We start from the raw sequence: 14,381 nt of genomic DNA, 5'->3' as shown, positions 1-14,381 counted from the left end.
GTCTGCTCACGCCTTCCGCGCTACGACCGCGTAGTCGGGTGCGGAAGCAAGCATATGGTGGAGTTGCCCCAGCACCGCATTCACCTGCTCTGCCCCCTCGAGATCCTCCCCGATCCTCGCGCGGACCATGGGTTCGCCCCGGTGCTCCGACAGTCTGTGGATCTCGGCGGCGGCGAAACCCCTGGCTTCTGCGATGAACTGGAGCAAGGCCGGAGGAATTGGGTTACGGTGCGTGGGGTCCATGTAGAAGTAGCAAGAGCCGACAAGGATGTTCTCCGGATTGGGTGTTTCCAGGATCATGACCCCCCCGGGACGAAGGACCCGGTGGCACTCGTCGACCAGAGCCACCAGCTGCTCGAAGGGAAGATGCTCCACGACATGCATCGCTGTTACGGCTCCTAAAGAGCCGGATTCCGTCCGGGAGAGGTAAGCCAATGCTTCTGCCCTGGCCACAAACAGACCGCGGTCTTCACAACAGGCCACCATCTCGGTGTTCAAATCGATGCCCCGTGCCTCCATGCCCTCCTTCGACAACAACTCAAGCAACTCCCCACGCCCGCAACCGATGTCCAGAACAGGGGCTTCTTCCAGCCCTGCACTGGCCTTACGAAGGAGGGGAAGGTAATACGCCGCCCGGCGCATGATCTCCTCCCGCCCTCCGCGAAAGCGGTCCTCGAAATCCACGTAGAAGGCATCGAGACTGCCCGCTGCTTCTGGCTTGCCTTTGTCCGGGCCGGCGGTAGCGGTCCCGGACTCCCCGTCATCCTGCAGTCGACCGCTATCGATCAGTCGACTGATCTGCCTCTGAGCTTCAAGCGTGGCCGCCCGCTGCTCAATCCATTGCCGTTGCATCTCTTCAAGGCGGGCTCGGACCCGCCCTATCGCCTGCAGCGTGGCTTCGACGCGCTCATCGCTACTGGTGGCGGCGAGCTCGAGGCCGCTCAACCGGGAGGCTAGATCCTCAGTAAGATGCTCGCGGTCATTCCTCTCCTTGCGAAGTGCATCGACGAGGTCGGATAGATCCGTCGCGATCTCACGCCGATGCCGTGCCGCACCAGCCCGGTCAGCCTCGAGTTGGGAGACGTTGGCCTTGAACCCTTCTTCCAGTCGCCCCAGTCGCTCGGCCACGCGCAGTGTCCTGGCCTCTGCGGCGGATACCCGTACGGTTGCCGCTTCTGCGAAGCCATTCGCTTTTGCCTCGATGCTTCGGACCTGCCCCCGAGCCTCGTCCAAGGCGAGCGCCCATTTCGAAGACGAATCTTCCAGATCGGCCATTCTTCTTGAGAGCGTGACCGACCCCTCCAGCGACTGCTCGATACGCGGCTTCAAATCAGCCATCCAGGAACGAATCTCGGCTGCCTCGTCTGCAGTCGCCAGTGAGGCCTGAAGCGCCGCAACGCGCGCCTCGATCTCGCCCTTCATTTCCTCGAACGATCGGGACAATCCGGCGATCGCTGAGCTTGTGCGGCCCTGCTCTTGCGCAGCGGTAGATTCCACAGCGGAAAGTCTTTGCGCGTGCGTGTTGGCAGTGACTTGGAGGGATGCAACTTCCGCGGCCGCCTGCCGAGCAGCCCTCTCCAGCCTGGTGGCTCTTTCCGTGTGGACATCACCCGCGCTCGCCGCCGCCCGGAAGGCCTCGCCCGTCTGTCGCTGCAGCCAAAGAGTATGCGCCTCCAGCCTGGCGAAGCCGCGTACGAGCAGGGGCAGGCGGAGGAGGGCGACCGCGAGAGCGAGCAAGTATCCGATGACCGGCACCCTGATCACCTGCTGAACCGCCAGCGGCAGGAGAAGCCCCTTTATGCGAACAGAGCGCGACCGGCCCTCTGGCGAATACCTGAGGCGACCAAGTGTCTCCACCTTGGTCAATTTGGCTTCGCGGATCATGCGAGTGTAATGGGCCAGACCCGAAGGGTCGGGCTCGCGTCGCAGGATTGCGAGGTACGCCTGTCTTACGAAATCGGCGTCGTGGATCGCCAGCAGGTCAGCCAGCAGGTAGCTGTCTGACGCAGGCAGTGGCTCGGGGGTTGGAAACAGCTCATCCGCAGGCACGGCCGACCGCCTGCGGGTGATCTCGGCTCGGATACGTTCCGCAATTTGCCGAGCGTCCAGCTGCAGCGGACCCTCGGGGCTCATGGGCGCAGCCGTCCGAAGCGATGCCGCGACGGCGGTCCGGCACGGCGCGTCGAACGAAGACCGTCGATATTCCAGCAATGCGGGGGGGCCGAATTACCGGAGGCGATTACGCGTCCGCTTGGACTGTCAGCACCTATCAGGTTCATAGCTCGTCCACCATTTCGGGTGCAAGCCTCAGGAAGGTGATGCCTGCCAGCACAAGCAGCATCAGCGACCCGATTGCCAGGGGAATCAACGCAGTGAGGTCGGGCCAGGCCTGCTCGGAGAAGACCCGGTGATAGGCGTCGATGACATGCCACATGGGATTCCACTCCAGAAGCCCGGCCACCGGGGCGGGGAGAATAGTTGCCACGTATACGATCGGGGTCAGCCAGAACCAGAACTGCAGGCAGATCCCGACAAACTGCCCGACATCGCGGAAGAAAACGTTCAACGTTCCCGTCAGCAGGCCCAATCCAAGCGTGAACAGGATCTGCACGGCCAGAACGGGAAAGAACCCGAGGGCGACTGCGCCCGGAAAGTTGTCCGTAATGAAAAGGAACGCGACGAACAGACCAAGGACGATCGAGAAGTTCAGCAGGGCCGAAAGCGTTACGATGACCGGCAGGCAGATGCGTGGAAAGCTCGACTTCTTGAGGAGGTTGCCGTTCTCGATGAACACGGTGTTCAGCCGAGTCAGCATTTCCGCAAACAGCCCCCAGGTGAGTACTCCGGAGCACAGATACACACTGTAGGCAAACGGATTGGCCTCCTGCCCGGGCAACGACGGCTTCATGACCGCTGCAAAGACCAGGGTGAAAACCAGAATCATGGCGAGCGGGTTCAACACGGGCCACAGGACACCAAGCACGGACCCCCGATACTTGAGTTGGAACTCGCGGACCACCGCACCCAACACGTAGCCCCGGTATGCCCAGAGCGCTCGGAACATGATGAAACTCACGTCTGATCTAATGCCTCTGTATTGTCCCGCTCAGCGTGGATCAGGGGGCGGGCAGGAATGTGAAGGCCTGGCCATGGAGCCGTGACAGGTGTCGGATCGACGAGAAGGGCGCCTTGTGGTGACGATGCCGCCCCTGCGCGCCGAGATACAGCAGCTCGATCATCCAGACAACGAGCCCCTTTACCGAGCAAGAGCAGACTGGATCTCGTCTCTCAGATCGGCCAAGTCCTCCACCCCCACGCTCAACCGCACCAGGTTGTCCGCGATCCCCAGCGCGTCGCGGCGCTCCTTCGGCACCGAAGCATGCGTCATCACCGCGGGATGATTCACCAGGCTCTCAACGCCGCCGAGGGATTCGGCGCAGGCGAAGAGTTGGGTGCGTTCCATGAGGCGCTTGGCGGCGTCGAAGCCGCCTTTCAGGTAGACGCTGATCATGCCGCCGAAGCCGCTCATCTGGCGCTTGGCGAGTTCGTGCTGGGGGTGGGACTTGAGGCCGGGGTAGATGACCTTGTCGATGGCGGGATGGGTCTCCAGCCATTCGGCGAGCTGCTGGGCGTTCTCGCAGTGGGCCTTCATGCGCAGGTGCAGGGTCTTGAGGCCGCGCAGGGCGAGGAAGCTGTCGAAGGGGCCCTGGACGCCGCCCACCGAGTTCTGCAGGAAGGTCATCTGCTCGGCGAGTTCGGTGTCATCGCCGACCACGACCATGCCGCCGACCATGTCGCTGTGGCCGTTGAGGTACTTGGTGGCGGAGTGCATGACCAGGTGCGCACCAAGTTCCAGCGGGCGCTGCAGGATGGGGGAACTGAAGGTGTTATCCACCGCCAGCCTGATGCCGCGCTTGCGGCAGAGCTCGGCGAGGGCGGCAATGTCGACCAGCTTGAGCATGGGGTTGGTCGGGGTCTCGCACCAGACCATCTTCGTGTTGGGCTTGATCGCGGCCTCGACCGCCTTGAGGTCGGCGAGGTCGACGAAGCTGAAGTCGAGCCCGGCGCTGCGGCGGCGGACGCGCTCGAACAGGCGGTAGGTGCCGCCGTAGACATCGTCCATGCAGATGACATGGCTGCCGGTGTCGAGGGTCTCCAGCACGGTGGAGGTCGCGGCGAGGCCTGAGGCGAAGGCGTAGCCGTTCCTGCCGCCTTCCAGCGCGGCGACGCAGCGCTCGTAGGCGAAGCGGGTCGGATTGTGGCTGCGCGAGTACTCGAAGCCCTGATGGACGCCGGGGGACTGCTGCACATAGGTGCTGGTGGCGTAGATCGGGGTCATCACCGCCCCGGTGCTGGGGTCGGGAGACTGGCCGGCATGGATGGCGCGGGTGCCGAGGCCGTGGGAGGTGTCTTGGGTCATGGGTGCTGCCGGGATGATCGGGTGGGCGCGCTTTGGATGCTGCAGCGCATCAGGCGCGGGATTGTTTCATGGCTGGGGAGTGGGGCCAAGCGGCTCTTGCGGCTTCGAGCTACGTCGAGAGCCAGCCGGCTGGCGATGCCCACGACGGAGCGCCGCGGCTCGAGGGCCCTTCTCGCCGGCAAATTGCCCGGCTTAGGATTTAGGGTTCTCCCCCGACGCGCTGCGACACCGTCCCCTGAGGCCGCCAACCCGAAGCGCGAACTCAATGCATAGCGCCTCGTCAGCGCTCCGCCCGTTGGGATTCCCCCTGCCGGGGAACGTTCGGGCTCCGGCTTGACCACAGTATCCAACGCCGATAACTTTCGCCGCCGGTCGTGGGGAGAATAACGTATGAACGCAAGGGCCGTTCTGGTGGCCGGCCTGCTGGCCACTTCGTCCTCGGCCTGCGCCGAATTGGTCTCGGTCGACTGGCTTGAGGTGGGCGACGGGCTGATTACGCGTGATACCCGCACTGGTCTTGATTGGCTGGATCTGACTCCGAGCTTGGGGCTGACCTTCGTCGAGCTGGCGCCGCGGCTGGCCCCGGGCGGCAGCTTGGAGGAGTTCCGGCTGGCCAGCGCCGAGGAGTTGCGATCCCTGTACAAGTCCGCTTTGATTCCGGCGCAGTTCTTCGGATATCCCCACGGATACTACGGACACCTGCCCCCTAGTGACGCCCCGCGCAAATTGACCGCGCTGATCCATCCGCTCAGCAGCACGGGCAATGGTGCGTCCGGGATATATGCTCTACCTTACGAACCCGGCCCTGCGCACCACACGAGCTACTTCTTTGGGGGCGAGACACATACTCTGGTGGTGATCGGCATGTCCATCATGTCGCCCACGTTTCGCAACGACTCCGACTCACACCCCGGTGCCGGCGCTTTTCTGGTTAAGTCTGCCGCCTTCTTTTTCGGCTCGGGCTTCGAGACCGCAATCGGCCCGGCGCCGTAGAACGGCTCCGGCGGCGGATATGCATCTCGGTTGTGCATCAGGAACTCGATGATCTCGCAAGTCAGCATCCTTCCAGGAGCTACGGGGCGGTCGCATCCGTGATCTCCGATTGACGCCAGAACTGGATTCCCAAGCCTAGACCTTACCCGAGCTGAGACCATTGGAAGCCGAGTTTCATACCCGTCCGCCTCCCTTAGGGAGACCATGAGGAAGAGCAGCACGTCGCGCCGGAGGTCGTGCTGCCGAGCCAGCAAGGCGCGCTTCAGGGCGCTGTGGCGCACGGGAACCCGAGGTCAACAAGTGCTATGGATGTCATAATCAACTTGCGGGAATGCGACGTCGCCGCCTCCGTCCTGCGAAAACTTGGCTCTTCAGCCCTTTCCGAGACGCCCCGCGCCGGATTCATGTGAATTGTTCGCCCCCTGCCCGACCTCCCCGAACTGACTAAATGGGTGGATCTGCTCTGCGCCAGCCAACCGACCGGCCGGCGCTTGTTGCAGCAGGCAGCCAAACAGCCGATTCCATGGCAGCAGAGCTTGCTCGCGGTGGTATTGGTCGAGGGGCTGATCCTGATGAAGCTGATCGCCCGCAACGACGCGCCGGCACGACTTCAGGATCATGTGGATATCCCTACGCAGCTTCGGGGAATGCCCGCTCCGATGAGGCTGGAATGGCTCGAGCAAGCCGTTGTTGGCCTGGGAGATCGCTATGCCCATGAACTCGACAATCCCCTCGAGCAGGCTGCCGCCCCCGGCCCCTCGGCGGGTCCTTGGGGCCTCCGAGCGCATGGCGCATTCGCTGGATGAGTGGGTGGCGGTGCAGTGTCGAGCAGAGAGCTTGGTGGGGACATCACCGGCTTACCTGAGAAGCGAGAGCATGCCGCCGTTGCCGAAGGCGCCGTTCAGGCTTTAGGTGGATCGGTAGATTTGGGCGCGAAGCAGACCTTCCGCAGGACCCGCCTGTAGGAGCCAGCTTGCTGGCGATCATCCCACTCGGGGCGCCTATCGCCAGCAAGCTGGCTCCTACACACGCAACGGTGCTGCCAGGTCCGGTTTGCGCACCAAAGCAGGCCTTGCCGCAGTCAATTTGTGGGAGTGCCCTTGGGCGTGACCGCGACGCTACGCATTCACCACAGACCGCGGCCAGAGCGGATTTCCGCGGTCGCGCCCAAGGACGCTCCCACAGTCGGGCTTCGTTGGGCGTCGGCGAAGCCCCATAGGGTGCGTCTTGGACGCACCGACACGGGCGTTCGGACGGTACGCCCGGTGCGGCCAGCCGCACCCTATGAATGTCCGGTTCGCGCCCTGCTTTCGCGTTCTCACCCCAGCTCGGCCGACCGCGTTTCCGACTGGAAACTTAGCCCGACTGCAGGAGCGCCTTTGGGCGCGACCGCGGCGCTTTGGTTTCACCACAGACCGAGGCCAGAGCGGGGCTCCGCGGTCGCGCCCAAGGGCACTCCCACAGAGAAGCGGCCGGTTCGAGGGATCCTGGCCAATGCGAACTTGGCGCCCGAGGTTCGCACTGGCCACGATCCGGGCGGGAACCGCAGCCTTGCAGTTGGGCCGAAGGGGGTTCCTGCAGCTCGGATAGCGGAATCGCCTCGCCCCAAGCGGAACTGCCTGTTGGATCAGTATTCGATCTTCGGCAGGCGGGCGACGAGTTCGTCCCAGGTGATCTCGACGTTTTCCAGCACGCCCACCGGCGTGGTCCCAACCAGCTCCTGGATCTCCGGTTTGCCGTAGCCGTCCTGACCCAGGGTGTAGATGGTGACCACACGGTCGGTGGGGTGGACCAGCCAGAACTCCTGCACGCCGGCGCGCTCGTAAGCCCTCCGCTTGAGCACCTGGTCGTGACCGGCGGTGCTGGGTGAGAGGACTTCGACGATCAGGTCGGGCGCGCCACGGATACCGCGGCGGTCGATCTTGGCTGGGTCGCAGACGACCATGACGTCGGGCTGGACGACGGTGTCGGTCTGCTCGTCGGATTGACGGGGCTTGGGCAATCGGACGTCGAAGGGGGCGACGAAGGGGCGGCAGGGTTTGCCTTGGAGGGCGTTGCGAAGCTGGGCGAAGACCTCGCCAACGATGTCCTGGTGGGCCAGGTCAGACCCCGCCATCATGAAGGCCACGCCGTCCAAGAGCTCGTAGCGCACGCTCTCCGGCCACCCGAGATAGTCGGCGTAGGTGTGGTACTGCTGATCGCGCTTGGGGAGGCCCATGATCGTTCTCGTAGTTCCCATGCGAAGTCTAGCCCAGCGGCAAACGAGACGACGGCGAAGGTACCGACAAACAAAGAACTGTCCGTGCAGCGCAACTTGCTGCGCTGTGGCGGCGCGGGTTGTCGCTCGATGAAGGGGAGGCAGCCGGGCAAGCTCTGCTGTACACCAGCGCGGGCGAGGCCTTCGTCATGTAGGAGCCAGCTTGCTGGCGATGGTTCCAGCCGAGGCGCCTATCGCCAGCAAGCTGGCTCCTACAGGCGGGGGGCTACTGCACCCGTCGGCGCAGGTAGTTGAGCAGGTCGATGCGGGTGATCAGGCCGAGGAAGCGGGGGCCGTGGGTGACGATGGCGACGTGGCCCTTGTCGAACACCGGCAGCAGGGACTCGACCGGAGATTTCACGTCGATCTTGTCGAGCTTGCTGACCATGGCGGTGCTGACCGGGTCGCGGAAGCGGGCCTCGTTGCCGTAGACGTGCAGCAGCACGTCGGATTCGTCGAGGATGCCGACGATCTGGTCGTCCTCCATCACCGGCAGCTGGGAAACGTCGTACAGCTTCATCCGCTGGTAGGCGACGGTCAGGGTGTCGGTGGGCGAGACGACAATGGTGTCGCGCTGCGAGTACGGCCGCAGGATGAGGTCGCGGAGGTCGCCGTGGGTCTCGCGCTCGATGAAACCGTTGTCGAGCATCCAGTAGTCGTTGTACATCTTCGACAGGTACTTGTTGCCGGTGTCGCAGACGAAGACCATGACCCGCTTCTTCTCGGTCTGCTCGCGGCAGTACTTCAGCGCGGCGGCCAGCAGGGTGCCGCTGGAGGAGCCACCGAGGATGCCCTCCTTGAGCAGCAGCTCGCGGCCGGCGAGGAAGCTCTCCTTGTCGGAGATCGCATAGGCCTTCTTGACCCGGGTGAAGTCGGAGATCGGCGGCAGGAAGTCCTCGCCGATGCCCTCGACCATCCAGCTGCCGGACTTGGTGCTGAGCGTGCCCTCGTTGATGTACTGGGTCAGGATCGAGCCCACCGGGTCGGCGAGGATCAGCTCGGTCTTGGGCGAATGCTCGGCAAAGCAGCGCGACAGGCCGGTCATCGTGCCCGAGCTGCCGCAGCCGAAGACGATGGCGTCGAGGTCGCCGTCCATCTGGCGCAGGATCTCCGGCCCGGTGCCGAACTCGTGGGCGCGCGGGTTGTCGGGGTTGCCGAACTGGTTGATGAAGTAGGCGTTCGGCGTCTCTTTCGCGATGCGCTCGGCCATGTCCTGGTAGTACTGCGGATGGCCCTTGGCGACATCGCTGCGGGTCAGTACCACCTCGGCGCCCATGGCCTTGAGGTTGAAGATCTTCTCGCGGCTCATCTTGTCCGGCACGACCAGGATCAGCTTGTAGCCCTTCTGCTGCGCGGACAGCGCAAGGCCGATGCCGGTGTTGCCGGCGGTGCCCTCGACCAGGGTGTCGCCTGGCTTGATCTTCCCGGCCTTCTCCGCGGCATCGATCATCGACAGGCCGATGCGGTCCTTGATCGAGCCGCCGGGATTCTGTGATTCCAGCTTGAGGAACAGTTCGCAGGGACCGGTGTCGAGACGCTGGGCGCGGATCACCGGGGTGTTGCCGATCAGTTCAAGGACGCTGTCGTGGATGGGCATGGCAGGCAGGCACGCACCGGTTTGGCCGGTCGCGGAGTGCAAAGGGGGCGTGAATGATAGCGTAGGGCGCGCCCTGCCCCGCCGGGTGGCGTCGCGCCGTCGCTGGATCCTCAAGCCTGCCCCCCGTTCGCCAGCCTGACCCGGGCCGCCCAGGCCGCGTCACGCAGCGGGCGGAACTAGCGCTTTTCCAGATCCCGCAGATGCAGGTTCAGCGCCTCGCCGCTGAGCTGGATCTCGCGCACCGAGAGCGCCAGCGACCAGAGCAGCAGGATCAGCGCGGCGCCGAACACGTACTTTCCGGCCAGCACCCAGCCGGCGAAGAGCAGGAACATGCACAGCACGCAGCAGAACAGGCTGAGCACCCCGATGCCCTGCATGGCCCGGATCAGCGAGACCCGCCGGCGCAGGCTGTGGATCTCCTCGAGGTATTCGCCATTGCTCTCGGACAGGTGGGCATGCAGCTGTCGGATCACCTGCGCCACGGCGAGGAAACGGTTGGTGTAGGCCAGCAGCAGCAGGGAGATGGCCGGAAACAGCAGGGCGGGCGTGGAAAGGGTCAGGTCCATGGCGTGGGAGTCCGTTCTGGGGCGGCCCGGCGGCAGGCGCAGCGGATGGGTGGCGACCGTGGGCTGGGCCAGCCTACCGGAGTGGCAGGGACAGGCGTCGGTGGGCGGGGAGTTTGGAGGTCCATGTGGGGGGCCGATCGGACGTTCGCCGCGGCTTCGGATGGGCGGGATTTTCGTAGGAGCGGACATGGCCGCGACCGCGGAGGTTCGCTCTGCCCGCGGCCTGTGGAGATCACGTCACGCCGCGGTCGCGCCCATGTGCGCTCCTACAATCGGGTTTCTTTGGGCGTGAGCGAAGCCCCATAGGGTGCGTCTTGGACGCACCGATACGTGCGTTCGGACGGTACGCCCGGTGCGGCCAGCCGCACCCTATGAGTGTCTTTCTCGCGCGCAGGGCTCGTGCTCGGCTTCGGTCCGAGGCGGGGGCGGTGGCGCAGGTTCAGCGCGCTTCGGAGTGCAGCAGGCGCTCGAGTGGCTGCGGAGGGGCGACGGCGATGCCGAATTCGCGATGCAGGCGGCGGTGCAGGTCGAGCAGGGCGCGGTCGCGGCTGAGCAGGAGCTTGGCGCCGGCGCGCACGGCCAGCTCGATGAACTTCTGGTCGTCCGGGTCGCGGCAGCGCGGCAGGCGGGGCAGCGGGGCCTCGGTGTCTGGCTCGGCGCATGGACTGCAGCGCTGGTCGTAGGCGGAGGCCAAGCGCTCGCGTTCCGCGGGGCCAAGGTTCAGGGCGGGATAGCCCAGCACCCTCTGCCACTCATCCCTGCAGGGCGCGCTGCTGGGCAGGGCCAGTTCGCCGCGGTCGAAGCGGCGGGCGAGGTCCTCGCAGCGGGGGTCGCGGAAATGCAGCCAGTCGAGCCAGACCTGGGTATCGAGCACCACGCGCAGCCGCATCAGGGCACCGGTCCGTCCGCGGCTGGACCGGCGTTCTGATCGGGGCTTTTCGACCCGCTCGCGTGTGATTCTGACCCGGCATCGGGCCCCACACCCGGCGCCGGCGGCGCAGACTCGGGCGCGGCCGGGGCATGCGCTGCCAGCAACCGCTGCCAGCTGCGGCCGAGCTGGGCGTATTCCTCTTCGCACCCGGCGGCGCGCTCCGGCGGCAGGGACCAGTCGGCGAGCAGGCTGTCGCGGCGGCTGGCATCGCTGCCGTAGACCCAGCAAAGCAGGCTGAAGAAGCGCTGACGATCGAGCGAATGGACGGCGGCGAGGTCGTCGCTGCCGCTCAGTTCGCTGCCGAATACGCTGGCCGCGCTGAGCACGCCGGCGCCCTCGCCCTCGGCCAGCAGCAGCCAGGCGGCGAGCTGGTCGACGGCATCCTCTTCGCGGCCGGTGACCGGCAGCTGCAGCACGTCGACCAGGGCGTGACCCAGCTCGTGCAGGGTGATGAAGCGCAGGGCGCCGTCCAGCGCTTCGAGCATCTGCGCCTCGTCGTCGACCTGGGTGGCCAGCAGGGCTGCGAGATGGCGGGCCAGCGACAGGCAGATCCGCACCTCGCCCTGCTCCGGCTGGTACCAGGCATTGGCGTCCGCACAGCTGGCGTAGCGCAGGGTCACGATCTGCGGGAGCTGGACCCGGGCATTGACCGCGCCCGCCGCACGCTCGAGCGAGCCCGCGGCCTGCAGCGCCTCCGCCAGCTCGCGATCGGCCATATCCGACGTGGCCGGCGTGGCGAGTCGGACCTCGGCCGCGACGGAGGCGGAGAGCGCCAGCAGCAGGGGGAGCAGGCGAGAACAGCGCATGCTCGAAGCTTAGCCCGGGCGTCGTCGGGTCGTCGCGGAGGGCGGTTCAGGGCGCGCAGCGGACATTCGCCACCGCCCCCGATCGGGCGGGCTCTTCGTAGGAGCGGACATGGCCGCGACCGCGGAGATTCGCTCTGGCCGCGGTCGGTGGTGAATATGCCGGGCCGCGGTCGCGCCCATGTGCGCTCCTACAGTCGGGCTTCGCTGCGCGTCGGCGGAGCCCCATAGGGTGCGTCTTGGACGCACCGATACGGGCGTTCGGACGGTACGCCCGGTGCGGCCAGCCGCACCCTATGGAGGTCTTGTTTGCGCCCGTTGTTCACGGTCGCCCTGGGGACAGACGGCCGCGGTGCTTCCGGAGGGAGGGCGGACTGAGCAAGCCGCATTCAGATCGGGGCGCTGGGCGCGCCGGTCTGGCTGAACGGATCGATACCGGCAAGCCGGGGGGCATTGACACGAACGGGCGTGCTATTTTGTAATGGAGGCATGAACAGTGCTCCCAGCAAAGGCGACCAGACCCGCGACCGGCTGATCCGGATCGGTGCCGGCCTGGCCCGCATCGAGGGCCTGGAAGGTCTGACCATCGGCAACCTCGCCGGTGCGGCGAGCATGTCGAAGAGCGGCGTTTTCGCCCACTTCGGCTCCCGCGAGGATCTGCAGCTCAGCATTCTCGATGCGGCCTCGGCGGCTTTCTCGGACCGGGTGTTCCGCCCTGCCCTGCGCGAGCGCCGCGGGCTGCCACGTCTGCGCGCGATCGCCCGCCACTGGCTGGACTTCCTGCGCGGCATGGGTGCCGATGAGGGCGGCTGCATCCTGATGGCGGCCGCCAGCGAGTACGACGACCGCCCGGGCCCGGTACGCGACCGCGTGCAGGCCATGCAGCGCAGGCTGCGCGGCGAGCTTGAGCGCGCCGTGCAAATGGCCATCGACGCGGGCGATCTGCGCCCGGACAGCGATGCCGCGCAGATCGCCTTCGAACTGTACGCCCTGGTGCTGGGCACCCATCACGATCTTCGCCTGTTCGGCAGCGAGGCGGCCGCGCCGCGCGCCGAGCGGGCTTTCGAGGCGCTGCTGAAGCGCCATCTCGCCTGAGGCCACTAGAGGAGTCCTGCCATGGCCGCCGTCATCCCCACTAATAGCACGACCGTTCGTTCCAAGAGGCCCGCCGGGCTGCCCTGGGCGCTACGTATCGGCGTTGCGCTGGGCAATCTGTTTGCCCCCGAGACCACCGGCCGACGGGCCGAGTCGCTGTTCACCTCGCCCCTCGGGGCCAGCCGCCGGCGCGCGCTGGAGGCGCCGCTGGATGGCGCCGCAATCGAGACCATTCCGGTGCTGGGTGAAACGGTGACCCTCTACCGATGGGGGGCGCGGGATCGTCCCCTGGTGCTGTTTTCCCACGGCTGGTCGAGCTTCGGACTGCGCGTCCGCCCCTGGGTGGGGCCGCTGCTGGCCGCCGGCTACCAGGTGGCCAGCTTCGACCAGATCGCCCACGGCCGCAGCAGCGGCCGGCACGCCACCCTGCCGGGATTCGGCAATGTGCTCGCCGCCGTGGCCCGGCACCTTGGTCCCTCGGCGGCAATCATCGGCCATTCGCTGGGCGGGGCCGCGGTGGGCATGGCCCTGCTGCAGGGCGCACGCACCGGACGCGTCGTGCTGATCGCGCCGCCCGCCGAAGCGGCGGCGGCGGTACGCCGCTTCGCCGAGCACATCGGGCTCGGCCGTCGCGCCCTGCAGCGCATGCGCCGGGCGGTGGTGGAGCGGGCCGGCGTGCCGCTGGAAGCGGTGGCCGTGGAGGCGCAGGCCCCGGCGCTGGGCGTGCCGGCCCTGATCATCCATGACCTCGAGGACCGCGAGGTGCCCTGGGCCGATGGCGAGCGCTACGCGCGCAACTGGCCGGGAGCGAGACTGCTGAGCGTCGAGGGCCTCGGCCATCACAGGATCGTCGGCGAGCCGCGCATCATCGACGCTGGCATGCGCTTCCTTGGCGGCGCCGAGGTCGGTCAGAAAGTGGTCGGAACGACAGAACTGCGCTGCGGATTCGCCTGAGCCGTAGGCAAGACCCGCGCGCCGCGGGGGTGCACAGCCAGCGCCCCCCCGGCGCGCGGGCACGGCCGGGGTGAATCCGGCCGCCGTGGGCGCGAAGCAGACATTCATAGGGTGCGGCTGGCCGCACCGGGCATACCGTCCGAACGCCCGTATCGGTGCGCCAAGGCACACCCTATGGGGCTTCGCCGACGCCCAACGCAGTCCGATTGTAGGAGCGCACATGGGCGCGAGCGCAGCGAGGCCGCTGTGGCCGCGAACCGGGAAGATCCTTGGCGCCGCGGTCGCGGGCAAGCCCGCTCCTACAATCGCGCTTCGTTGCGAAGCCGATGGCGATGCCCGATTCGGGCACAGAAAAGACATTCATAGGGTGCGGCTGGCCGCACCGGGCATACCGTCCGAACGCCCGTATCGGTGCGCCAAGGCACACCCTATGGGGCTTGGCTGACGCCCAACGAAGTCCGATTGTAGGAGCGCACATGGGCGCGAGCGTGGAGATCCGCTCTGGCCGGGGTCTGTGGTGAATCCGAAGCGCTGCGGTCGCGCCCAAGGGCGCTCCCACAGTCGGGGCTCGTTGAGGGGCGAGAATGCGGTCGAAGGGGCGGGATGTAGACGCGCCAGCAGTGCGCGAAGCAGTCCTTCCGTAAAACCCGAATGTAGACACTCTGTTCCCTGTCAAGCGATTTCTTGGCTCGGGAACAGCCTGCTCCCGTCGTACTTTTCTGGGCTTTTGACGAGGGTCCAGGCAGCGGTGAGCAGCTTTCTCAT

Annotated in this window: 13 protein-coding genes; 4 read left to right on the top strand and 9 right to left on the bottom strand. The window is 66.3% G+C overall.

What is annotated here, in order from left to right; translation table 11 throughout:
• Window positions 1–6: 6 nt before the first annotated feature.
• The 4 genes from M0G41_RS12325 to M0G41_RS12315 all read right to left on the bottom strand — a co-directional run bounded on the left by M0G41_RS12325 (window position 7) and on the right by M0G41_RS12315 (window position 4,420).
• Window positions 7–2,133, bottom strand: coding sequence for a methyltransferase domain-containing protein (locus M0G41_RS12325; protein WP_248209702.1), 2,127 nt, complete (start codon window positions 2,131–2,133; stop codon window positions 7–9).
• Between the two features lie 142 nt (window positions 2,134–2,275).
• Entirely contained in the window at window positions 2,276–3,076 is an 801-nt protein-coding gene (locus M0G41_RS12320) for an ABC transporter permease (protein WP_343226485.1), read from the bottom strand.
• 40 nt (window positions 3,077–3,116) lie between these two features.
• The gene (locus tag M0G41_RS18680; protein ID WP_282452899.1) at window positions 3,117–3,239 is read right to left on the bottom strand and encodes a hypothetical protein; all 123 of its coding nucleotides are present in this window, start codon (window positions 3,237–3,239) and stop codon (window positions 3,117–3,119) included.
• Between the two features lie 17 nt (window positions 3,240–3,256).
• Window positions 3,257–4,420 (bottom strand): cystathionine gamma-synthase, encoded by a 1,164-nt coding sequence (locus M0G41_RS12315; RefSeq protein WP_248209701.1) that lies wholly within the window; start codon window positions 4,418–4,420, stop codon window positions 3,257–3,259.
• 390 nt (window positions 4,421–4,810) lie between these two features.
• Between M0G41_RS12315 and M0G41_RS12310 the strand changes: the two genes are divergently transcribed.
• Together M0G41_RS12310 and M0G41_RS12305 are read left to right on the top strand one after the other, a co-directional pair.
• Window positions 4,811–5,413 (top strand): hypothetical protein, encoded by a 603-nt coding sequence (locus tag M0G41_RS12310; protein WP_248209698.1) that lies wholly within the window; start codon window positions 4,811–4,813, stop codon window positions 5,411–5,413.
• A 452-nt stretch (window positions 5,414–5,865) separates the two neighbouring features.
• Window positions 5,866–6,219: a hypothetical protein gene (locus M0G41_RS12305; RefSeq protein ID WP_248209696.1), complete on the top strand. Its 354-nt coding sequence runs from the start codon at window positions 5,866–5,868 to the stop codon at window positions 6,217–6,219.
• A gap of 821 nt (window positions 6,220–7,040) precedes the next feature.
• On the opposite strand, the gene M0G41_RS12300 is transcribed toward M0G41_RS12305, so the two are convergent.
• From M0G41_RS12300 to M0G41_RS12280, 5 genes are all read right to left on the bottom strand, one after another.
• On the bottom strand, window positions 7,041–7,631 hold the full coding sequence (locus tag M0G41_RS12300) for a Uma2 family endonuclease (protein WP_248209693.1): 591 nt from the start codon (window positions 7,629–7,631) through the stop codon (window positions 7,041–7,043).
• A 265-nt stretch (window positions 7,632–7,896) separates the two neighbouring features.
• Complete coding sequence (locus M0G41_RS12295; RefSeq protein WP_248209690.1) at window positions 7,897–9,267, bottom strand: pyridoxal-phosphate dependent enzyme; 1,371 nt, start codon at window positions 9,265–9,267, stop codon at window positions 7,897–7,899.
• Between the two features lie 176 nt (window positions 9,268–9,443).
• Complete coding sequence (locus tag M0G41_RS12290) at window positions 9,444–9,833, bottom strand: DUF2721 domain-containing protein (protein WP_248209689.1); 390 nt, start codon at window positions 9,831–9,833, stop codon at window positions 9,444–9,446.
• A 439-nt stretch (window positions 9,834–10,272) separates the two neighbouring features.
• A complete protein-coding gene (locus M0G41_RS12285; RefSeq protein ID WP_248209687.1) occupies window positions 10,273–10,722 on the bottom strand; it encodes a PIN domain-containing protein in 450 nt (149 codons plus the stop codon).
• Entirely contained in the window at window positions 10,722–11,570 is an 849-nt protein-coding gene (locus M0G41_RS12280) for a DUF4344 domain-containing metallopeptidase (RefSeq protein ID WP_248209685.1), read from the bottom strand. The genes M0G41_RS12285 and M0G41_RS12280 overlap by 1 nt, the downstream gene beginning before the upstream one ends.
• Window positions 11,571–12,056: 486 nt before the next feature.
• Here M0G41_RS12280 and M0G41_RS12275 point away from each other — a divergent pair, with 486 nt between their 5' ends.
• Both M0G41_RS12275 and M0G41_RS12270 read left to right on the top strand, forming a co-directional pair.
• Window positions 12,057–12,662, top strand: a complete 606-nt coding sequence (locus tag M0G41_RS12275; protein WP_248209682.1) for a TetR/AcrR family transcriptional regulator — start codon at window positions 12,057–12,059, stop codon at window positions 12,660–12,662.
• A 21-nt stretch (window positions 12,663–12,683) separates the two neighbouring features.
• Entirely contained in the window at window positions 12,684–13,616 is a 933-nt protein-coding gene (locus M0G41_RS12270) for an alpha/beta fold hydrolase (protein WP_248209678.1), read from the top strand.
• Window positions 13,617–14,381: the final 765 nt, after the last annotated feature.

It is taken from the genome of Pseudomarimonas salicorniae (assembly GCF_023156535.1).
GTDB classification, from domain to species: domain Bacteria; phylum Pseudomonadota; class Gammaproteobacteria; order Xanthomonadales; family Xanthomonadaceae; genus Pseudomarimonas; species Pseudomarimonas salicorniae.
Note: the sequence above shows the minus strand (reverse complement) of the source record. Positions and strands in the feature narration are given on the sequence as shown.